Below are 21958 nucleotides of genomic sequence, written 5' to 3' on the forward strand. Positions count from 1 at the left end.
CATGTATGAAGATCTATAACTGTGTATTGGCGGTCGTGATGACTGCTGCCTTGGCGGCTTGCGGCGGGGGCGGCGGCAGCGGCGGCACGCCCGGATTTGGCGGCAGCACGGGCAACGGCAGCGGCACGTCCGCAACCTATGTCGTGCAACTGCAGTTGCAGACGAGCGCGGGCGTGGACCTCGCCAGCAACTCCTTCGCAGCATCGGACTCGGTGCGGCTGCTGGCCACGCTCAAGACGGCGGCCGGTGTCGCCGTACCCAATGAAATCGTGACTTTTTCCGAAAGCGGCAGCGGATTGCTGCAATTCACTCCCGCGGCCGCCACGGCGCTGACGAACGCCAGTGGCCAGGCCGTGATCGAAGCCAAGGCCGGCGCACTCGATGCGCTGGGCGCGACGACCGTCACCGCGACGGCCACCCTGGCTGCCAAGCCCTATGCCGCATCGCGCAACCTGGCGGTCACGGGCGCCGTGGTCGAGGGCGTGGATCCGCAGACGCTGGCACGTGGCGTGAACTTTGTCTCGGCCGTGCCGGCCGACAAATCCATTGTGATTGCCGGCGCGGGCGGCAACGGCCGTTCCGAAACCGCCATCCTGCAATACAAGGTGGTCGATGGCACCGGCGCTGCCGTTCCCGGCGTGCGTGTGACCTTCGAAGCGATCCCGGCCAATGTGGTGACGCTCAACAGCACCACGGGCACGACCGATGCCAGCGGCGTTGTCTCTGCTTCCGTGTCTTCCAAGACCTTGCCGACTTCGGTGGTCGTGAAGGCCACCGTGACCGGCTCCACGCTGCTCACCCAGTCCGACACCTTGACCGTGACCACGGGTACGGCCGTTCCTGGCGCCTTTGATCTGTCGGCCACCAAGTTTGTGCTCAACCGCGATATTTCGGGTGACTCCAGCATCATTCGCGTGGCCGTCTCCGATGCCAATGGCAACCCGGTGGCGGACGGCTTCCCCGTGGTGGCAACCACCACCTACGGCCGTGTCGGCACCTCCGATCGCGGTGGCTGCACGACCATCAACGGTCTGTGCGACATCGAATACCAGGTGCAGAATCCACGCCCCCTGGACGGGGTACGCATTCCCGTGGTGGTGAGCGGCCAGGCCTTCTCCGCGGCTGCTGGCAAGGATGTGAGCATTTCCGATACCATCTACTTCAATGCCACGAGCGTGAGCGAAGGCGGTCTCTACAGCGGCAATTCGCTGGTGACGTCGTTCGATGGGCTGGCGTTCGATGGAACCTGCAAGGCCATCTGGACGGGCAGCGTGGGCACGGTCAAGGGCTTTGCCTTGCCGGCCGGCAGCACGCTGTCGATCGAATCGCTGTCGACTGTCGCTTCGGCCAGCGTCCTGTCCGGCTCGCCCGTGCTGGATGCTCTGAATGCGCGTGCGCCTGAGCAATCTTCGCCCAACACCCGTACGGCAGTGGCACTGACATTCAGCCTGACCAAGGCTACAGCACCGGGAACAGCCAACCTGCTGTTCAAGCTTACGGCCGGCACCCGCGTGCAGCAATTCGCCATTCCGGTGAACTACCCCGCCTGTACGCCTGCGGCTTGATACAGGTCATTTCCATGGGCCCGGAAGTCAGCGCCCGCCACTTGCGCTAAGCTCGGCGGCGGCGACTTCCTCGGACCTTCAGACAAATCCGCCTTAGGGCGGATTTTTTCCATCCCATGTACACATTGATCGGCCTTCCGGGCAGCGGAAAAACCACCATCGGCAAGCAACTCGCCCATCTCTGGGGCATGGGCTTTGTCGACAGCGATCATGTGATCGAGCAGCGCCTGGGCTGCACCATAGCGGACTACTTCAGCGCGCATGGCGAAGCGGCATTCCGCGATGTGGAGCAGCAGGTCATCGACGAGATCACGGCCGTGCCCCAGCCCTTGCTGCTGTCCACGGGCGGTGGTGTGGTGCTGCGCGAGGCCAACCGCATCCATCTGCATTCGCGCTCTACCGTGTTCTATCTGCAGGCCGCACCCGACGATATCGCGCGGCGGCTGCGCAACGACACCACCCGACCGTTGCTCAAGGGCCAGGACCCGGCCCTGCGTCTGCGCGAGTTGATGCAGCAGCGCCATGCGCTCTATCTGGCGACCGCGCATTACACGATCAAGACCGCACGGCTGTCCGTGACCCAGGTGGTGCGCAAGCTCGCGATGCAGGCCGAGCTCGGTGAATATGATTTTCCCGCGCCGCACGGCGGTGCGATGGCCACGCCGCGATAGATGTTCTGCGCCGCTGGGCGTCGCTTGCGGCTACGATAGAAGGCTTGGGGCGACGCGCCGCCGCCTTTGACCACGATACGCGCACTTGCGGTGCTTTTTGAGAACGGACGGAACACAATGGATCTGAGCGCAGTGGCAGGTTGCCAGCACCAGGTGAATATTGATTTGGGCGAGCGCTCCTACCCGATTCTGATTGGCAGCGGTCTGCTGTCCGATCCATCGGTCTACGCCGCCTTGCCGCGCGCGCGCACCGCGCTCATCGTGACCAATGAAACGGTCGCTCCGCTGTATGCGGCCCAGCTCCAGGCCGCGCTGGCGCCGCATTACCCGCAGGTGCAGGTGGTGACGCTGCCCGACGGCGAAGAACACAAGAACTGGCAGACGCTCAACCAGATCTTCGACGCGCTGCTGGGCCAGGGCTGCGACCGCAAGACAGTGCTGTTCGCGCTCGGCGGCGGCGTGATTGGCGACATGACGGGATTTGCCGCCGCCTGCTACATGCGCGGCGTGCCTTTCGTGCAGGTGCCGACCACGCTGCTGTCGCAGGTCGATTCCTCGGTCGGCGGCAAGACGGCCATCAACCACCCGCTGGGCAAGAACATGGTTGGCGCGTTCTACCAGCCGCAGCTCGTGGTCTGCGATCTCGACACCATGGCCACGCTGCCGCCGCGCGAACTCGCTGCGGGCCTGGCCGAAGTCATCAAGTACGGTCCTATTGCCGACATGGAATTCATGGCCTGGCTCGAGGACAACCTCGATGCGCTGCTGGTCGGCGACAAGGCGGCGCTGGCGCATGCGGTCAAGCGCAGCGTGGAGATCAAGGCCTGGGTCGTGAGCCAGGACGAGCGCGAAGGCGGGCTGCGCGCGGTGCTCAACTTCGGTCATACCTTCGGCCACGCGATGGAAGCCGGCATGGGCTATGGCGTCTGGCTGCACGGCGAAGGCGTGGCCGCGGGCATGGTCATGGCCGCGCGCCTGTCGCGCCGCCTGGGTCTGGTCGACGAGGAATTCGTGCAGCGCCTGGTGCGCCTGATTGCGCGCGCGGGCCTGCCCACGCGCGGCGCGATCATCGCCAGCCGCGACAACGCGGGCCACTACCTGCAGCATATGCGTGTCGACAAGAAGGCCGAAGGCGGCGAGATCCGTTTCGTGCTGATCGCCGAGCCGGGCAAGGCCATGGTGCGTTCGGCGCCCGACAAACTGGTGCGCGAAGTGATAGACGCTTGCTGCCTCTGAGCAACAACCAGCCCATGGACGCGCATCCGACAGGCCTGGCGCGCTGGGCCTGCAGGCCCGCGGACACGCGTGGCCGGCTGCACGAGGAGGCGCCCGCGCCCACGCGTTCCGATCACCAGCGCGACCGCGATCGTATCGTGCACTCGTCGGCGTTTCGCCGGCTGGTCTACAAGACCCAGGTGTTCCTGAACCACGAGGGCGATCTGTTTCGCACGCGGCTCACGCATTCGCTCGAAGTCGCGCAGTTGGGCCGTTCGATCGCGCGCTCGCTGCGGCTCAACGAAGACCTGGTTGAAGCCATCTGCCTGGCGCACGACCTGGGTCATACGCCGTTCGGCCACGCGGGCCAGGATGCGCTCAATGAATGCATGCGCGAGTGGGGCGGTTTCGAGCACAACCTGCAAAGCCTGCGCGTGGTCGACCGGCTCGAAGAGCGTTACCCCGGCTTCGACGGCCTGAATCTCACTTTCGAGACACGCGAAGGCATTCTCAAGCACTGCTCGCACGCCAACGCCGAGCGCATAGAGCAGCGCGAGCCCGGCGGCATTGCCCAGCGTTTTCTGCGCGGCGAGCAGCCTTCGCTCGAAGCCCAGCTGTGCAATCTGGCCGACGAGATTGCGTACAACGCCCATGATGTCGACGACGGCGTGCGCTCGGGTCTGATCGGCATGGAGCAGCTGCTGGCCGTGCCGCTGTTTGCGCGCTACCACGCGCTGACGCTCGATCAGTACCCGCAGATTGCGGCGCAGCCGCATGGCCAGCGCCGGCTGCTCTACGAAACCATACGCCGCATGCTCAGCGACCAGGTCTATGACGTGGTGGCCGAGAGCCAGGCGCGGCTGGCGCTGACAGACCCCGCCGACGCCCATGCCGTGCGGCTGGCGCCGCCGCTGGTCGCCTTCAGCGCTTCGATGCGCGCCGAATCCACGCAGCTCAAGCGCTTTCTGTTCCAGAACCTCTACCGTCATCCTCAGGTGATGCAGACCACCGACCTGGCCCAGGTCGTGGTGCGCGAGCTGTTTGCGATTTACCTTGTACGCCCGCAGGAAATGAAGCCGCGCTATGCCGAGCGCGCGCACGACGCGGGCGACGCCACTGCGCTGGCGCGCGTGGTCTGCGACTTCATTGCGGGCATGACCGACCGCTATGCGGCGCGCGAGCACGCCAGACTCACCGGCAGGCAGCTGCTGAGCTGAAGGCGCGCGCGCGATTGCCCGTGGCCCAGCGCCGGCGCGCCGTGATCGCTACAATTGCCGACCCCCACCAACGCTTTCGCATGGCCGCGCCGCCCACAATGCGCGCAGCCCTGGCGCACGCGTGCACGACAAGGCTTTCCCATGACCGAATTTTCCTCTGCGCCTGATCTGCAGGCCTATCCCACTGACCTGGTCATCGAAGACACCCGGCGCTGGCTCGAAAAGGCGGTCATAGGACTGAACCTGTGCCCGTTCGCCAAGGCGGTGCATGTCAAGAACCAAGTGCATTACGTGGTCAGCGAAGCCACGGATGCGCGCGGCGTGGCCGAGCAGCTTCAGGTCGAGCTCGAGGCACTGGCCGAAATCTCGCCCGAGAAGCGCGACACCACCTTGCTGATCGTGCCGCATGCGCTGCAGGACTTCCTCGATTTCAACGACTTCCTGGAACTGGCCGACGAGCTGGTCGAAGCCATGGACCTGGGCGGCATCCTGCAGGTGGCCTCGTTCCACCCGCAGTTCCAGTTCGAAGGCACGGAAGTCGACGACGTGACCAACTGCACCAATCGCGCGCCGTACGCCATCCTGCATCTGCTGCGCGAAGACAGCATAGACAAGGCCGTGGAAGCGTTTCCCGAAGCCGAGGCCATCTACGAGAACAACATGCAGACGCTGGAAAAGCTGGGCATCGTCGGCTGGCTGGACCTGGGCGTGGGGGCGAGCTGCCCGGTGACGGGCCATACGGCGGCCGCCAAGGAAAGCGCATAAATGGCGCGACAGGACAAACAGAGCGCGAAGAAGGCGCCGCAGGATCCGTTCGCGCAGCTCGAGCTGCGCCCCGGCCAGTCCATCGAGCTGCTCAAGGCGCTGCACATTCTCACGCGCGAAGGCAAGATCAACCAGGATTCGCGCCGCAAGCTCAAGCAGGTCTACCACCTCTATCAGTTCATTGAGCCCTTGCTCAAGGAGCTGTCGGCGGACGAGCACGCGGTGACGCTGGCCGACCATGGCGCGGGCAAGTCGTACCTGGGCTTCATTTTGTACGACCTGTTCTTCAAGGCCCTGGGCCGCGGCCAGATCTACGGCATCGAAACCCGCGCGCCGCTGGTCGAAGCTTCGCAGGCGCTGGCCGCGCAGCTGGGCTTTGACCGCATGCACTTCCTCAACATGTCGGTGGCCGAATCGGCACGTCTGGAATCCATGCCTGAGCGCTTTGACGTGGTCACGGCCCTGCATGCCTGCGATACCGCGACCGACGATGCGATTGCGTTCGGCCTCGAGAAGAAGGCCAGGGCGATGGTGATCGTGCCCTGCTGCCAGGCCGAAGTCGCGGCCTGCCTGCGCGAGACCAAGGCGCTGAGCCTCACGCGCACGCCGCTGGCCGAGCTCTGGCGCCATCCCATCCACACGCGCGAAATGGGCAGCCAGATTACCAATGTGCTGCGCTGCCTGTTTCTCGAAGCCTCGGGCTACCAGGTCACCGTGACCGAGCTCGTGGGCTGGGAGCACAGCATGAAGAACGAACTGATCGTCGCGCGCTTCACGGGCAACCGCAAGCGCAGCGCGGCCGAGCGCCTGCAGCAGCTGCTCAAGGAATTCGGGCTCGACAGCCTGGGCGAGACGCGGTTTCGGTTGCCGTCCGTGGCCCAGGACTGATCCGCCAGCCTTGCCGGGATAATGGGGTTGCGCCCTTCGACAAGCTCAGGGCGAACGGCGGGTGGATTCCGTTCGCCCTGAGGTTCTATGGTTTTCGTCAAGCGTTTACCGCCATCCGTGAACCATCGAAGCAGCTTTTCTGCTTGAACAGCGCGAACGCTACACGCAGCAGTTTTCGAGCAAGCACGATCAGCGCAGCTGTCGTGCTCAATCCCTTTTTGCGCTGAGCCTCATACAACCCGCTCCAAGTCTTGGTTCGCGCAGCTGACATCGCGGCTGCAAACAGCAGGCGCCGGATCTCCGGCCAACCCCGCTTGGACAGCCGCCTTTGGCCCATCTTCTTGCCCGAATCATTCGGGCGTGGGTCCAGTCCGGTGAATGCAACCACTGCATCCGAACTACGTTCTTGCATACGCCCGAACAGCATCACAAGCAGCGATCCGCAGACCAGACCCAGTCCTGGTACAGAGGTAATGTGTTCGAATGCCTGTTGGCTGGGTGGGTCCATCTTGATGGCCGCAGCAAGTTTCGCATCGACGCGCTCGATGGCTTGCTTCAACGCCTGAAGCACCGGGGCATCCAAGCTCTTGAGCATCTTGCTGTGGCTGCCCGCTTGCGTCAGCGCGCTGCGCTGACGCACCAAGGTTGCGCGGTGGCCAATGAGTTCACGCACTTCTTCTTGGGTCTGTGTGGGCGGCTGCCATTGGCGCAGTTGCTCATGCTCACGGCAAACGTAGCGCGCCAGCATAAGGGCATCAATGCGGTCGGTCTTGCCGCGCTGGCCCACAGACTGCGCATAGCGGCGCGCGTCCAGCGGGTTGAGCACATAAACGCTCAGGCCTGCTGCATGTGCAGCCTGTGCCAGCGCCTGGTGATAGCGGCCTGTCGATTCAAGCCCTATCGCGCATCCACAAGGCAGTGCGCGCAGCAACTGGGCTATACCTTTGGCGGTGTTGTCGAATCGCTGCACACGAGTCTGTCCCTGAATGGCGACGTCCAAATGCGCGCTTGCCACATCCACACCAACAAAATTAGTAGCTTGTTGGATCTTCATCGCTCAAAATACGAGTGCCGGGGTGGACCCTGCTGTCGGCGTGAGCTTGCAAGAATTGGCGATCGAGACTGCAAATGCAGGTGACGTCGCCAGGTTCCTTATCGACGCTCGGCGCAGGGATGGGGTAATGACTCAAGAAGTCGGTCCGTTGGGTCTAAAGCAACGGCCGATGCCTGTCGATGTCCCTCCATCCCGGCTCCTCGCCCTTTCTTGAAGTTTGGTTGATGGAGACCAAACCATACAAGCTTGTCGAAGGGTGAACGGCCCTGCCTCAAGGCAAAGGCATGTATCTCCATTCCCAGAGCGTTCCTCCAACATGGCCCGTCTCCCCCGCCTGACCCTCGCATCCCTGCCGCACCACATCATCCAGCGCGGCAACAACGGCGCGGAGATCTTTGTCGACACCGCCGACTGCAACCAGATGCTGGACCTGCTGCGCGAGATGGCCAGGCGCTTCGCGGTCGACATCCATGCCTATGTGCTGCTGCCCGACCAGTTCCAGCTGCTGCTGACGCCCGAGACCGACACCGGCCTGCCGCAGTTCATGCAGTCGGTGGGGCGCAGCTATGTGCGTTACTTCAACAACCGCCATGGCCGCAGCGGCACGCTGTGGAACGGGCGCTACCGCGCCAATGTGGTGGACCCCAACCAATATCTGCTGGCCAGCATGGTCGCGCTGGACTGGAGCCCGGTGCGCGCGGGCCTGGCGCGCGAACCCGCCGACTACGCCTGGTCCAGCTATGCGCACAACGCGGGCCTGCGCTACACCACGCTGGTCCATCCGCATCCCTCGTTCTGGGCGCTGGGCAATACGCCGTTTGCGCGCGAAGCCGGCTACAAGGCCGCGGTCAATGAAGGCCTTTCGGCCGAGAAGCTGGAGAGCATAGAACAGGCCGCACTGCGCGGCTGGGCCCTGGGTTCGCCGCAGTTTGTCGCCGAGCTGCAAAGCCGCACCCAGCGCCGCGTGGTGCGCCAGCGCGCGGGCCGTCCGCCGAAAAACCCTTCAGAAATGCCGAACTGACGCGGCTGCTTGAATTCCTTGCTTGCCAAATAAGGGTTTCTTGCTCCTGATTTTGATGTGTCCCTAATTTATTATCCGAATAAAATCATCGGGTAATAATTGAATCTGACCCCAATTATATTTTCTTGCATAGGTTGATGCACTGTCGTAATCTCGGGCTCCCTGCGAAAATAACTGAGGATTCCGCCATGACTACGGCTGCCGAGATCACCCATCTCCAAGAACACGGTCTGTATTCCAAGAGCAATGAGCACGACGCGTGCGGCTTGGGATTTGTCGCCCACATCAAAGGTGAGAAGCGCCACGACATCGTGACCGGTGCGCTCAAGATCCTCGAGAACATCGACCACCGTGGCGCCGTGGGCGCAGACAAGCTCATGGGCGACGGCGCAGGTATCCTGATCCAGATCCCCGACCAGCTGTACCGTGAAGAGATGGCGCTGCAGGGCGTCGCGCTGCCGCCCGCGGGCGAGTATGGCGTGGGCATGATCTTCCTGCCCAAGGAACACGCTTCGCGCTTGGCCTGCGAGCAGGAGATGGAACGCGCGATCAAGGCCGAAGGCCAGGTGCTGCTCGGCTGGCGCGATGTGCCCGTGAACCTCGACATGCCCATGTCGCCCACGGTGCGCGCCAAGGAGCCCGTGCTGCGCCAGGTGTTCATCGGCCGCGGCAACGACGTGATCGTGCAGGACGCGCTCGAGCGCAAGCTGTATGTGATCCGCAAGACCGCCAGCGCCGCCATCCAGGGCCTCAAGCTCAAGCACAGCAAGGAATACTACGTTCCCAGCATGAGCAGCCGCACCGTGGTCTACAAGGGCCTGCTGCTGGCCGACCAGGTGGGCGTTTACTTCAAGGACCTCGAGGACGAGCGCTGCGTCTCGGCCATCGGCCTGGTGCACCAGCGCTTCTCGACCAACACCTTCCCCGAATGGCCTCTGGCCCACCCCTACCGCTACGTGGCGCACAACGGTGAAATCAACACCGTCAAGGGCAACTACAACTGGATGCGCGCGCGCGAAGGCGTGATGGCTTCGCCCGTGCTGGCCGAAGACCTCAAGAAGCTCTATCCCATCAGCTTTGCCGACCAGTCCGACACCGCGACGTTCGACAACTGCCTCGAGCTGCTGACCATGGCCGGCTACCCCATCAGCCAGGCCGTGATGATGATGATTCCCGAACCCTGGGAACAGCACGAGTCCATGGACGAGCGCCGCCGTGCTTTCTATGAATACCACGCCGCGATGATGGAACCCTGGGACGGCCCGGCATCGATCGTGTTCACCGACGGCCGCCAGATCGGCGCCACGCTGGACCGCAACGGCCTGCGTCCTTCGCGCTATGTGATCACCGACGACGACCTCGTGATCCTGGCTTCCGAAGTCGGCGTGCTGCCCGTGCCCGACAGCAAGATCATCCGCAAGTGGCGTCTGCAGCCCGGCAAGATGCTGCTGATCGACCTGGAGCAAGGCCGTCTGATCGAAGACGAGGAGCTCAAGGCCAACATCGTCAACACCAAGCCCTACAAGCAGTGGATCGAGAACCTGCGCATCAAGCTCGACGACGTCGGCGGCAAGGGTTCGGTCCAGCCGCCCGTCGCCACGCTGCCGCTGCTCGAGCGCCAGCAGGCCTTCGGCTTCACGCAGGAAGACATCAAGTTCCTGCTGGCCCCCATGGCCGCCAAGGGCGAGGAGGGCGTGGGCTCGATGGGCAACGACAGCCCGCTGGCCGTGCTGTCGGACCGCAACAAGCCGCTGTACAACTATTTCCGCCAGATGTTCGCCCAGGTGACGAACCCGCCCATCGACCCGATCCGCGAAGCGATCGTGATGTCGCTGGTGTCGTTCATCGGCCCCAAGCCCAACCTGCTGGACATCAATCAGGTCAACCCGCCGATGCGCCTCGAAGTGCACCAGCCGGTGCTCGACTTCGAAGCCATGGACAAGCTGCGCAACATCGAGCAGCACACCCAGGGCAAGTTCAAGAGCGTGACCATCGACATCACCTACCCGCTGTCGTGGGGCAAGCAGGGCGTCGAAGCCAAGCTGGCTTCGCTGTGCGCCCAGGCCGTCGATGCGATCCGCGGCGGCGCCAACATCCTGATCATCAGCGACCGTGCGCTGTCGGCCACCCAGGTCGCGATTCCCGCGCTGCTGGCGCTGTCGGCCATTCACCAGCACCTGGTGCGTGAAGGCCTGCGCACCACAGCCGGTCTGGTCGTTGAAACCGGTACGGCGCGCGAAATCCACCATTTCGCCGTGCTTGCCGGCTACGGCGCCGAAGCCGTCCATCCCTACCTGGCGATGGAAACTCTGCTGCACATGGGCAAGGACCTGCCCGACGACCTGTCGGGCGAGAAGGCCGTCTACAACTACGTCAAGGCCATCGGCAAGGGCCTGTCGAAGATCATGTCCAAGATGGGCGTGAGCACCTACATGAGCTACTGCGGCGCGCAGCTGTTCGAGGCCATTGGCCTGAGCACCGACACCGTCGACAAGTACTTCACTGGCACGGCCAGCCGCATCGAAGGCATCGGTGTCTTCGAGATCGCCGAGGAAACCATTCGCAACCACCTGGCCGCGTTCAGCGACGACCCGGTGCTCGAGACCATGCTCGAAGCCGGCGGCGAGTACGCCTGGCGCGCGCGCGGCGAGGAGCACATGTGGACGCCCGACGTGATTGCCAAGCTGCAGCACGCGACGCGCTCCAACAACTTCAGCACCTTCAAGGAATACGCCCAGCTGGTCAACGACCAGAGCCAGCGCCACATGACGCTGCGCGGCCTGTTCGAGTTCAAGGGCGACCCGGCCCAGGCCATCGCGCTGGACGAAGTCGAGTCGGCGGCGGAGATCGTCAAGCGTTTCGCGACCGGCGCGATGTCGCTGGGCTCGATCTCGACCGAAGCCCATGCGACGCTGGCCGTGGCCATGAACCGCATCGGCGGCAAGAGCAACACCGGCGAAGGCGGCGAGGATCCCAAGCGCTATCGCAACGAACTCAAGGGCATCCCGATCAAGCAGGGCGAAACCCTGGGTTCGGTGATCGGCGCCGACCAGGTCGAAGTCGATGTTCCGCTGCAGGACGGCGATTCGCTGCGCTCCAAGATCAAGCAGGTCGCGTCGGGCCGCTTCGGTGTCACCGCCGAGTACCTGTCGTCGTCGGACCAGATCCAGATCAAGATGGCCCAGGGCGCCAAGCCCGGCGAAGGCGGCCAGCTGCCCGGCGGCAAGGTCACCGAATACATCGGCCGCATGCGCCACTCGGTGCCGGGCGTGGGTCTGATCTCGCCCCCACCGCACCATGACATCTACTCGATCGAAGATCTGGCACAGCTGATCCACGATCTGAAGAACGTCGCTCCGCATGCCGACATCTCGGTCAAGCTGGTGTCCGAAATCGGCGTCGGCACGATTGCCGCGGGCGTCACCAAGTGCAAGAGCGACCACATCGTGATTGCCGGCCATGACGGCGGCACCGGCGCTTCGCCGCTGTCGTCCATCAAGCATGCTGGCGGTCCCTGGGAAATCGGCCTGGCCGAAACCCAGCAGACGCTGGTGCTCAACCGCCTGCGCGGTCGTGTGCGCGTCCAGGCAGACGGCCAGATGAAGACCGGCCGCGACGTGGTCATCGGCGCACTGCTGGGCGCCGACGAGTTCGGCTTCGCCACCGCTCCGCTGGTGGTCGAAGGCTGCATCATGATGCGCAAGTGCCATCTGAATACCTGCCCCGTGGGCGTGGCCACGCAGGACCCCGTGCTGCGCAAGCAATTCAGCGGCAAGCCCGAGCATGTCGTGAACTACTTCTTCTTCGTTGCCGAAGAAGTTCGCCAGATCATGGCCCAGCTGGGCATTCGCAAGTTCAACGACCTGATCGGTCGCTCCGACCTGCTCGACACCCGCAAGGGCCTGGAGCACTGGAAGGCCCAGGGCCTGGACTTCAGCCGCCTGTTTGCCCAGCCCATCGTTCCCGCCGACGTGCCGCGTTTCCATGTCGACACGCAGGATCACCTGCTGGACAAGGCGCTCGACGTCAAGCTGATCGAGCGCTGCAAGCCCGCGATCGAGAACGGCGAACCCGTGCGCCTGATGGAAGTCGCGCGCAACGTGAATCGTTCGGTCGGCGCGATGCTGTCGGGCGCCGTGACGCGCTCGCATCCCGAAGGTCTGCCGGATGACACCATCCGCATCCACTTCGAAGGCACGGGCGGCCAGTCGTTCGGCGCCTTCCTGTGCAAGGGCATCACGCTCAACGTCACCGGCGACGCCAACGACTACACCGGCAAGGGCCTGTCGGGCGGCCGCATCATCGTGCGCCCCAGCCATGCCTTCCGCGGCGCTTCGGTGTCCAACACCATCGTCGGCAACACCGTGATGTTCGGTGCGACCAGCGGCGAAGCCTTCTTCAGCGGCGTGGCCGGCGAACGTTTCGCGGTGCGCCTGTCGGGCGCGACGGCCGTGGTCGAAGGCACGGGCGATCATGGTTGCGAATACATGACCGGCGGCACCGTGGTGGTGCTGGGCAAGACCGGCCGCAACTTCGCGGCTGGCATGAGCGGCGGCGTGGCCTATGTGTATGACGAGGACGGCAAGTTCGCCCAGCGCTGCAACACCGCGTCGGTGACGCTCGAGAAGGTGCTGCCGCACAGCGAATTCGCGACCACCGTGAACCCGGGCATCTGGCACCGCGGCGAAAGCGACGAACAGCAGCTGCGTGCGCTGGTCGAAGCCCACAGCCGCTGGACCGGCTCCAAGCGGGCGCGCGAGCTGCTCGACAACTGGGCCGCGGCGCGTGCCAAGTTCGTCAAGGTCTTCCCGTCCGAATACCAGCGTGCCCTGTCTGAAATCCATGAACGAAAAGCGAAGGAAGCCATTGCTGCGAAAGCAGAACTAGCTACAGAGTCCGAGCCAGTCGTGGCCATTTGATCGCCCGACAAGCCAAAGCCATTCGCCAATCATTCAAGGACAGTTTCATCATGGGAAAAGCCACCGGTTTTCTGGAGTACGAGCGCATCGAAGAGGGCTACAAGCCCGTTGCCGATCGCCTCAAGAACTACAAAGAGTTCGTCATCGCGCTGACGCCCGAGCAGGCCAAGGTGCAGGGCGCGCGCTGCATGGACTGCGGCACGCCGTTTTGCAACAACGGCTGCCCGGTCAACAACATCATTCCGGATTTCAATGATCTGGTGTATCGCGGCGACTGGGAGAACGCGATCAAGGTGCTGCACAGCACCAACAACTTCCCCGAGTTCACGGGCCGCATCTGCCCCGCGCCCTGCGAAGCCGCCTGCGTGGTGAACATCAACGCCGCGCCTATCGGCATCAAGAGCATAGAGCACGCGATCATCGACCGCGCCTGGGCCGAAGGCTGGGTCAAGCCCATGCCCGCGGCCGTCAAGACCGGCAAGACCGTGGCCATCATCGGCGCCGGCCCGGCCGGCATGGCCGCGGCCCAGCAGCTGGCGCGCGCCGGTCACAGCGTGACGCTGTTCGAGAAGAACGACCGCATCGGCGGCCTGCTGCGCTACGGCATTCCCGACTTCAAGATGGAGAAGTCGCACATCGATCTGCGCGCCAAACAGCTCGAAGCCGAAGGCGTGACCATACGCTGCGGCGTGCTGGTTGCGGGCGCCGAAGGCCTGGGCAAGGACTCCAAGGTCACCAACTGGGCCAAGGAAACCGTCTCGCCCGAAAAGCTGATGGCCGAATTCGACGCCGTGCTGCTGTCCGGCGGTGCCGAGCAGTCGCGTGACCTGCCCGTTCCCGGCCGCGAACTCAATGGCGTGCATTTCGCCATGGAGTTCCTGCCCCAGCAGAACAAGGTCAACGCCGGCGACAAGCTCAAGAACCAGATCCGCGCCGACGGCAAGACCGTGATCGTGATCGGTGGCGGCGATACCGGCAGCGATTGCGTCGGAACCTCGAACCGCCATGGCGCCGTGAGCGTCACGCAGTTCGAGCTGATGCCCATGCCGCCCGAGCAGGAAAACAAGCCGCTGGTCTGGCCCTACTGGCCCTACAAGCTGCGTACCTCTTCCAGCCATGACGAAGGCTGCGAGCGCGAGTTCGCCATCGGCACCAAGGAATTTCTCGGCGAGAAGGGCCAGCTCACGGGCGTCAAGACCGTGCGCCTGGAATGGAAGGACGGCAAGATGACCGAAGTTCCTGGCTCCGAGCAGATTCTCAAGGCCGACCTGGTGTTCCTGGCGATGGGCTTTGTGAGCCCGGTGGCGTCCATCCTGGAATCGTTTGGCGTCGAGAAGGACCAGCGCGGCAACGCCAAGGCCACGACCGACGCCGCCGTGGGCTACGCCACCAGCGTGCCCAAGCTGTTTGCCGCCGGCGACATGCGCCGCGGCCAGTCGCTGGTCGTCTGGGCGATACGCGAAGGCCGCCAGGCCGCGCGTGCGGTCGATGCCTTCCTGATGGGCAAGAGCACGCTGCCGCGCTGAGCTACTTAGGCCCCGCCAAAAGGCGCTTCCGTTAGGGGGTGCCTTTTTCGCTTTCACAGCATGCTTTTTCTGCGGGCAGGAGCCGGGTCTCGGCCCGGCAGCCGAGGTACTTTTCTTTGCTTCGCCAAAGAAAAGTACCCAAAAGAAAGGCGAGCCCTGCTGTCTGCGACCCTGCGCTGCGCTCCGGGCAACCTGTCGTGCTCGGTCCCGGGCTGCGCCGCGGAACTCGCTACGCGCCTGCGGCGCTGCGCTCGGACAACCGCGGCGAGTCAGATGACGAAGCCTCCGTGTCCTTCGGCACTCCGGCCAGCCCGGGCCCTGCGCGCGCCAGGCGCAGCCAGAAGGGCGGGGGGCGGGATAGCTTCTTTGTGATGCTTACGTCATGTGCCGTTATTTAGCGAAGCAGTCGCAGGCGTGGGATGGCGTCCGCTCCGCACCAGACCACGGCGTTCTGTTCGTAGGTCCGGCCCCATTCGCTTGCCGCTTGTTCGCTCATTCCTTCGACAAGGCAGCCGGGTTCAGGCGGCCAGCCATTGGTAGGATGCCGGCCCACGGCAGGCAGCCAATGCCAGCCGGCCTGTTGCAACTCCTGCTCCAGCCGGGCCTGGCGCGCCTGATTCTCGGCATGGGGCAAAGACTGGCTAAAGGGATTCCAGGCCGTGATCACGCAGCCCGCGGCGATATGACGGCGCGTGTAGTACGTGGCCAGCGCAGCACAGGGCTGGTCGATGCGCAGCACGAAGTCCGGCCCGGCGTGGACGATGTAATCGGTCTCGCGATAGGCCCGTATCGTTGCGGGATCCATGAAGATACGTTCAGATGGTGGCATAGTGGTGGAAAACACAAGTGAAACCAGGGGAGGTTTGACGCGCCCTTATGCGTTTTGAGCAGGTCTGGGCGACAATAGCTGCCTCCCTTGCATGTCGGCAGGCGCAGCGCGCGCCTCTCGCACACTGCTTTTGCCGTGTTTCCTCATTTTTACCGCCATGAAAAAACGTAATCTCGTCGCGATGCTGGCCCTGAGCGCCATTTTGGCTGCCTGTGGCAAGAATGAGCCCAAGCCTGCCACCGATGTGGCGCCTGCGCCTGCGGCTGCCGTGACCAAGGTGGTGGTCGGCCTGGACGACAACTTCCCGCCCATGGGCTTCCGTGACGAGAAGAACGAACTGGTCGGTTTCGACATCGACCTCGCCCGCGAAGCCGGCAAGCGCATGGGCCTGGACATGCAGTTCAAGCCCATCGACTGGAGCGCCAAGGAAGCCGAACTCGCGGGCAAGCGCGTGGACATGCTGTGGAACGGCCTGACCATCACCGAGCAGCGCAAGGAAAAGATCGCGTTCTCCACGCCCTACATGGAAAACCACCAGATCATCGTGGTGCTGGCCAACGGCGGCATCAAGACCAAGGCCGATCTGGCGGGCAAGGTCGTGGGCGCGCAGGACGGCAGCTCGGCCGTCGACGCGATCAAGAAGGACGAAGCCGTGGCCAAGAGCTTCAAGGAATTGAAGACTTTCGGCGACAACATCACCGCGCTGATGGACCTGTCCGCAGGCCGTCTCGATGCCGTGGTGGTCGATGAAGTCGTTGGCCGCTTCCACGTCGCCAAGAAGGCCGAAGAGTACCGCGTGCTCGACGAGAACTTCGGTGTCGAGGAATATGGCGTGGGCCTGCGCAAGGAAGACACGGAACTGCTGACCAAGCTCGAAGCCTCCATGGCTGAAATGAAGAAGGACGGCAAGGCCGCAGAAATTGCCACCAAGTGGTTCGGCAAGGACATCATCAAGTAAGCAGACAGTCCAGCGCCAGGCACCGGCTGCGCCCTCATAGGCCTGCCGGTGTTTTGCGTTTCTGGACCACAAGGCAATTGCATGGAATACGTTCTCTCCCTCCTGGGGCCCCTGTCCCAGGGGGCGCTGGTCACACTGAAGCTGTTCGTGGTGACGCTGGTCCTGGCGGTGCCGCTGGGGCTGGCGCTGGCGCTGGCGCGCGTCTCGCGCTTCCGCGCGCTGGCGCGGCTGGTCAACGGCTATATCTGGCTGATGCGCGGCACGCCGCTGATGCTGCAGATGCTGTTCATCTACTTCGCGCTGCCGTTCGTGCCCGTGATCGGTGTCCGCTTTGACGACTTTCCCGCTGCTGTTGTCGCCTTCTCGCTCAATTACGCTGCCTACTTCGCGGAAATCTTCCGTGCGGGCATACAGTCGATAGACCGTGGCCAGTACGAGGGTGCAAAAGTGCTGGGCCTGACCTATGGCCAGACCATGCGCCGCATCGTGCTGCCGCAGATATGGCCGCGCATCCTGCCGCCCATGAGCAACGAGACCATCACGCTGGTCAAAGACACTTCGCTGATCTACGTGCTCGCGCTCAACGACCTGCTGCGCGCCGCGCGCGGCATCGTGCAGCGCGACTTCACGACCACGCCGTTCATCGTGGCCGCGTGCTTTTATCTTGTCATGACCCTGGTGCTGACCTGGGGCTTCCAGTACCTGGAGAAACGCTATGCCAAATACGACGCTTGAGAAGACGGCCGCGTCGGCGGCAGGCAGCGACGTGATGATCAGCGCGCGCGACATCTGCAAGGGCTTCAACGGCCTGCCCGTGCTGCGCAATGTGTCGCTCGACCTGCTGCGCGGCGAGGTCGTGGCGGTCATCGGTCCGTCGGGCTCGGGCAAGAGCACGTTCCTGCGCTGCCTCAACCACCTCGAGACCATAGACAGCGGTCACATCCATATCGAAGGCGAGCTGCTGGCTGAAACCAGCGCCGCGGGCGTCTGCAGCTATGTGCCCGACGCGCAGATCCGCCACATCGGCCGCAAGATGGGCATGGTGTTCCAGTCGTTCAATCTGTTTCCCCACCTCACGGTGCTGGAGAACGTGATCGAGGCGCCGATGGTCGTCAAGGGAATGGCGCGCGGCCAGATCGTGCCGCGCGCCGAAGCGCTGCTGCAGAAGGTCGGCCTGTTGGAAAAGCGCAACAGCTACCCCGCGCGCCTGTCGGGCGGGCAGAAGCAGCGCGTGGCGATCGCGCGCGCGCTGGCCATGGAGCCCGACATCCTGCTGTTCGACGAACCGACGTCGGCGCTGGACCCCGAACTCACGGGCGAAGTGCTGCGCACCATGCGCGAGCTGGCCCAGGAGAGCATGACCATGCTCGTGGTCACCCATGAAATGGGCTTTGCGCGCGAAGTCGCGCACCGCGTGGCGTTCATGGACCGCGGCGAACTGATCGAATCGGGGCCGGCCGCGGAATTCTTTGCGCAGCCAAAACACGCACGCACGCAGGCATTTCTGCACAATATGCTTTAACCCAATTGCCGCTGCAGCCCCTAAAACGGGGGCTGTTTCCGGAAGGTTAGTGTCAGCAAACATACATGGATGTATGTAATCGTTTAACATCACGTACGTGATGAATTCTTGTTTTTTCCTGTAGGAACCGTCGGTCCATGACAGCACCCGCGCCACTGGTCGAACTGCGCAACGTAACGTTTGGTTATGGTGAGCGGGTGATCCTGCGCGACCTCAGTCTGCAGATACCGCGCGGCAAGGTCACGGCGCTGATGGGGGCATCGGGCGGCGGCAAGACCACGGTGCTGCGCCTGATCGGCGGCCAGCAGCGTGCCCAGCAGGGCCAGGTGCTGTTCGACGGCCAGGATGTCGGCGCCATGGACCAGGCGCAGCTCTATGCCGCGCGCCGGCGCATGGGCATGCTGTTCCAGTTCGGCGCGCTGTTCACCGACATGAGCGTGTTCGACAACGTGGCCTTCGCGCTGCGCGAGCACACCGACCTGCCTGAAGCGCTGGTGCGCGACATCGTGCTGATGAAGCTCAATGCCGTGGGCCTGCGCGGCGCGCGCGGCCTCATGCCCAGCGAGATTTCGGGCGGCATGGCGCGGCGCGTGGCGCTGGCGCGCGCGATCGCGCTGGACCCCGAACTGATCATGTATGACGAGCCTTTCGCCGGCCTGGACCCGATTGCGCTGGGCACGGCCGCGCACCTGATACGCGAGCTCAATGACGCGATGGGCCTGACCACGGTGCTGGTCTCGCACGATGTGTTCGAGACCTTCCAGGTCGCCGACCATGTGATCATTCTCGGCCCGGCCTGTGTCGCGGCCCAGGGCACGCCTGCCGAAGTCATGGCCAGCACCGACCCGCTGGTCGACCAGTTCGTGCATGCGCGCGCCACGGGTCCCGTGCCATTTCATTACCCAGGCCCCGATGCGGCCCAGGACTTCGGTCCGGGAGGTCGCGCATGAACCGCTTTCACCCGGCGCGCATAGGCCGCGCCGCGCGCGAACAATGCACCGCCATCGGCCAGGCCACGCGCCTGCTGCTGCGTCTCATAGGCCTGCTGGGCGCGACGCTGCGCCGGCCGCGGCTGATGGGCGACCAGATCCATTTTCTCGGCAACTACTCTCTGGCCATCATCGGCGTGTCGGGCCTGTTCGTCGGCTTCGTGCTGGGCCTGCAGGGCTATTACACGCTGCAGCGCTATGGTTCGGCCGAAGCGCTGGGCCTGCTGGTCGCGCTGTCGCTGGTGCGCGAGCTCGGCCCCGTGATCACGGCGCTGCTGTTCGCGGGGCGCGCGGGCACGGCGCTGACGGCGGAGATCGGCTTGATGAAGGCCGGCGAGCAGCTCAGCGCGATGGAGATGATGGCCGTGGACCCGGTGCGCCGCATTCTCGCGCCGCGTTTCTGGGCCGGCGTGATCGTGCTGCCCTTGCTTGCCGCGGTGTTCAGCGCCGTGGGTGTGATCGGCGGCTGGATTGTCGGCGTGCTGATGATTGGCGTGGACGGCGGCGCATTCTGGGGCCAGATGCAGCAGGGCGTCGACTGGTGGGCCGATCTGGGCAACGGCGTTCTCAAGAGTCTGGTGTTCGGCGTGGCCGTGACCTTCGTGGCGCTGCTGCAGGGTTATCTGGCCAAGCCTACGCCCGAAGGTGTTTCCCGCGCGACAACGCGCACCGTGGTGATGGCCTCGCTGGCCATCTTGGGGCTGGACTTCCTGCTCACCGCGACGATGTTCAGTATTTGATGCTCCCACCAGGTGGGTGAGAGGAAGATTCATGCAGCAATCCAAAAGTGACGTGTGGGTGGGCCTGTTTGTGCTGCTTGGCGCAGCGGCCCTGGTGTTCCTGGCCTTGCAGTCGGCCAATCTGCTGAGCCTGAGCTTTCAGCAGACCTATTCCGTGAGCGCGCGTTTCGACAACATCGGCGGGCTCAAGCCCAAGGCCGCGGTGCGCAGCGCCGGCGTGGTCGTGGGCCGCGTGCAGTCGATCACGTTCGACGACAAGACCTTCCAGGCCAGCGTCAACCTGGCGCTGGAAAAGCAATACAGCTTTCCCAAGGACAGCTCTCTCAAGATCCTGACCAGCGGACTGCTGGGCGATCAATATATAGGCATAGAGGCCGGAGCGGATGAAGCCGTGCTCGCTCCCGGCGACCGCATCATCGCCACCCAGTCGGCCGTGGTGCTGGAAAACCTCATTGGACAGTTCCTTTACAACAAGGCGGAAGATGGTGGCTCCAGCGCTCCTGCACCGGAAAAACAATGACCACAACCAACTTGGCGGGTGCGCCCCGCAAACCAATTCTCCTGGCTCAGCGTGGCCTGTGTGGCGCCGCACTGATGCTGGCGCTCGCGCTCACCGGTTGCGCCACCACGGCCGACCCCCGGGCCGCGGGTGACAGCGCGACGCCCACCACGGCGTCCAATCCTGCCGACCCGTTCGAGTCGTTCAACCGCAGCATCTACAGCTTCAACACTGCGCTCGACGACGCGGTGCTCAAGCCCGTGGCCACCCTGTACCGCGATGTCACGCCCGCAGTCGCGCGTGACGGTGTCGGCAATTTCTTCTCCAACCTCGGCGATGCCTGGTCGTTCGTCAACAACCTGGCCCAGGCCAAGGGCGAAGGCGCCTATTACAGCATCGTGCGCTTCAGCGTCAACACGGTGTTCGGTATCGGCGGGCTGTTCGACGTGGCCAGTGAAATGGGGCTGCCGCGCCGTCCCCAGGACTTCGGCCTGACGCTGGGCCGCTGGGGCGTGCCCACCGGCCCTTACGTAGTGCTGCCGCTGCTGGGGCCGTCGACGGTACGTGACACCGCGGCCATGCCTGTCGACGTCAAGGGCAACCTTCTTGGATATACCCATGACGTGCCGGTGCGCAACAGCATGGCGGTGCTGGGTCTGGTCGACAAGCGCGCGCGCCTGCTGCAGGCGGGCGACATGCTCGATGCCGTGGCGCTCGACAAGTACAGCCTGACGCGCGATGTCTACCTGCAGCTGCGGGGTCAGCGTGCCCCGGGTGACGGGCTTGACGCCGATGATTTCAGCAGCGACGACGATGCCGGCATGCTGCCGCCCGAAGAATAAGGGCTGCTTGCATCTGCTTGCATCCCTTGACATGCGCGTCATCATCCACACGGCGCGCTCAAGCACAATTGGAAGCGACGAGGTCTGCAAGGCCTGCGCTTCAAAAAGGAAAATACGATGATGAATCGACGTATCTGGGCCACCACCGCTGCCGCCTGGCTGGCTTTGTCGGCGGCCCTGCCGATGGCGGCGCAGGCCGCCGAAGAAACTCCCGACGCGCTGGTCAAGCGCGTGTCGGCCGATGTGCTGGACACGATACGCAATGACAAGACGCTCAAGTCCGGCGATGTGGCGCGCGTCAGCGCACTGGTCGACAAGGTGGTGATGCCGCATGTGAACTTCCAGCGCATGACTTCCGCGGCGGTGGGCCCCAAGTGGCGCGAAGCCACGCCCGAACAGAAGCAGCGGCTGCAGGCCGAGTTCAAGGCCTTGCTGATCCGCACCTATTCGGGCGCGCTGGCCCAGGTCAATGACCAGACCGTGGTGGTCAAGCCCATGCGCGCCGCAGCCGGCGACAAGGATGTGCTGGTGCGCACCGAAGTGCGCGGCAAGGGCGATCCCATTCAGCTCGACTACCGGCTGGAGCAAAAGGACGACGGCGCCTGGAAGATCTACAACCTGAACGTGCTGGGCGTGTGGCTGGTCGAAACCTATCGCAGCCAGTTTGCCCAGGAAATCAATGCGCGCGGCATCGACGGCCTGATCCAGGCGCTGGCTTCGCGCAACAAGGCCTGAGGC

19 protein-coding genes are annotated in these 21958 nt (G+C 64.1%); 17 read left to right on the forward strand and 2 right to left on the reverse strand.

The window, feature by feature from the left end:
* The first annotated feature begins 38 nt into the window (after positions 1 to 38).
* The 6 genes from ACSVDO_RS03335 to ACSVDO_RS03360 all read left to right on the forward strand — a co-directional run bounded on the left by ACSVDO_RS03335 (position 39) and on the right by ACSVDO_RS03360 (position 6321).
* The gene (locus tag ACSVDO_RS03335; protein ID WP_489594891.1) at positions 39 to 1565 is read left to right on the forward strand and encodes a hypothetical protein; all 1527 of its coding nucleotides are present in this window, start codon (positions 39 to 41) and stop codon (positions 1563 to 1565) included.
* A 116-nt stretch (positions 1566 to 1681) separates the two neighbouring features.
* Positions 1682 to 2236, forward strand: a complete 555-nt coding sequence (locus tag ACSVDO_RS03340; protein ID WP_332534529.1) for a shikimate kinase — start codon at positions 1682 to 1684, stop codon at positions 2234 to 2236.
* Positions 2237 to 2353: 117 nt separating this feature from the next.
* Positions 2354 to 3472 carry a 3-dehydroquinate synthase gene (gene aroB / locus ACSVDO_RS03345; RefSeq protein WP_332547990.1) on the forward strand — a complete coding sequence of 373 codons (1119 nt, stop codon included), beginning with the start codon at positions 2354 to 2356 and terminating at the stop codon, positions 3470 to 3472.
* Positions 3473 to 3486: 14 nt separating this feature from the next.
* Entirely contained in the window at positions 3487 to 4668 is a 1182-nt protein-coding gene (locus ACSVDO_RS03350) for a deoxyguanosinetriphosphate triphosphohydrolase (protein WP_489596321.1), read from the forward strand.
* A gap of 141 nt (positions 4669 to 4809) precedes the next feature.
* Entirely contained in the window at positions 4810 to 5433 is a 624-nt protein-coding gene (locus tag ACSVDO_RS03355; protein WP_332534523.1) for a DUF1415 domain-containing protein, read from the forward strand.
* Positions 5434 to 6321: a class I SAM-dependent methyltransferase gene (locus ACSVDO_RS03360; RefSeq protein WP_489594893.1), complete on the forward strand. Its 888-nt coding sequence runs from the start codon at positions 5434 to 5436 to the stop codon at positions 6319 to 6321. It abuts the gene before it with no gap.
* 97 nt (positions 6322 to 6418) lie between these two features.
* Here ACSVDO_RS03360 and ACSVDO_RS03365 read toward each other — a convergent pair whose 3' ends face one another.
* Complete coding sequence (locus tag ACSVDO_RS03365; protein WP_489593684.1) at positions 6419 to 7375, reverse strand: IS110 family RNA-guided transposase; 957 nt, start codon at positions 7373 to 7375, stop codon at positions 6419 to 6421.
* A 316-nt stretch (positions 7376 to 7691) separates the two neighbouring features.
* Here ACSVDO_RS03365 and ACSVDO_RS03370 point away from each other — a divergent pair, with 316 nt between their 5' ends.
* From ACSVDO_RS03370 to ACSVDO_RS03380, 3 genes are all read left to right on the forward strand, one after another.
* A complete protein-coding gene (locus tag ACSVDO_RS03370) occupies positions 7692 to 8396 on the forward strand; it encodes a transposase (protein ID WP_489594895.1) in 705 nt (234 codons plus the stop codon).
* A gap of 188 nt (positions 8397 to 8584) precedes the next feature.
* The gene (locus ACSVDO_RS03375; RefSeq protein ID WP_332547991.1) at positions 8585 to 13315 is read left to right on the forward strand and encodes a glutamate synthase-related protein; all 4731 of its coding nucleotides are present in this window, start codon (positions 8585 to 8587) and stop codon (positions 13313 to 13315) included.
* Between the two features lie 50 nt (positions 13316 to 13365).
* Positions 13366 to 14841, forward strand: coding sequence for a glutamate synthase subunit beta (locus tag ACSVDO_RS03380; RefSeq protein WP_332547992.1), 1476 nt, complete (start codon positions 13366 to 13368; stop codon positions 14839 to 14841).
* Between the two features lie 394 nt (positions 14842 to 15235).
* Here ACSVDO_RS03380 and ACSVDO_RS03385 read toward each other — a convergent pair whose 3' ends face one another.
* Positions 15236 to 15646 carry a DUF3293 domain-containing protein gene (locus ACSVDO_RS03385; RefSeq protein WP_489594897.1) on the reverse strand — a complete coding sequence of 137 codons (411 nt, stop codon included), beginning with the start codon at positions 15644 to 15646 and terminating at the stop codon, positions 15236 to 15238.
* A gap of 181 nt (positions 15647 to 15827) precedes the next feature.
* On the opposite strand from ACSVDO_RS03385, the gene ACSVDO_RS03390 reads away from it, so the two are divergent.
* From ACSVDO_RS03390 to ACSVDO_RS03425, 8 genes are all read left to right on the forward strand, one after another.
* Positions 15828 to 16628, forward strand: coding sequence for an amino acid ABC transporter substrate-binding protein (locus ACSVDO_RS03390; RefSeq protein WP_332534512.1), 801 nt, complete (start codon positions 15828 to 15830; stop codon positions 16626 to 16628).
* Positions 16629 to 16709: 81 nt separating this feature from the next.
* The gene (locus ACSVDO_RS03395; protein WP_213302368.1) at positions 16710 to 17363 is read left to right on the forward strand and encodes an amino acid ABC transporter permease; all 654 of its coding nucleotides are present in this window, start codon (positions 16710 to 16712) and stop codon (positions 17361 to 17363) included.
* On the forward strand, positions 17344 to 18150 hold the full coding sequence (locus ACSVDO_RS03400) for an amino acid ABC transporter ATP-binding protein (protein ID WP_332534510.1): 807 nt from the start codon (positions 17344 to 17346) through the stop codon (positions 18148 to 18150). Before ACSVDO_RS03395 ends, ACSVDO_RS03400 begins: the two co-directional genes overlap by 20 nt.
* A gap of 137 nt (positions 18151 to 18287) precedes the next feature.
* On the forward strand, positions 18288 to 19100 hold the full coding sequence (locus tag ACSVDO_RS03405) for an ABC transporter ATP-binding protein (protein ID WP_489594899.1): 813 nt from the start codon (positions 18288 to 18290) through the stop codon (positions 19098 to 19100).
* Complete coding sequence (mlaE, locus tag ACSVDO_RS03410) at positions 19097 to 19879, forward strand: lipid asymmetry maintenance ABC transporter permease subunit MlaE (protein WP_332534506.1); 783 nt, start codon at positions 19097 to 19099, stop codon at positions 19877 to 19879. Before ACSVDO_RS03405 ends, mlaE begins: the two co-directional genes overlap by 4 nt.
* A gap of 31 nt (positions 19880 to 19910) precedes the next feature.
* Positions 19911 to 20399 carry an outer membrane lipid asymmetry maintenance protein MlaD gene (gene mlaD, locus ACSVDO_RS03415; protein WP_332534505.1) on the forward strand — a complete coding sequence of 163 codons (489 nt, stop codon included), beginning with the start codon at positions 19911 to 19913 and terminating at the stop codon, positions 20397 to 20399.
* Positions 20396 to 21220, forward strand: coding sequence for an MlaA family lipoprotein (locus tag ACSVDO_RS03420; RefSeq protein ID WP_489594901.1), 825 nt, complete (start codon positions 20396 to 20398; stop codon positions 21218 to 21220). The genes mlaD and ACSVDO_RS03420 overlap by 4 nt, the downstream gene beginning before the upstream one ends.
* A 117-nt stretch (positions 21221 to 21337) precedes the next feature.
* Positions 21338 to 21955: an MlaC/ttg2D family ABC transporter substrate-binding protein gene (locus tag ACSVDO_RS03425; protein WP_332534503.1), complete on the forward strand. Its 618-nt coding sequence runs from the start codon at positions 21338 to 21340 to the stop codon at positions 21953 to 21955.
* Positions 21956 to 21958 lie beyond the last annotated feature (3 nt).

This window comes from Comamonas sp. DB36, assembly GCF_057914905.1.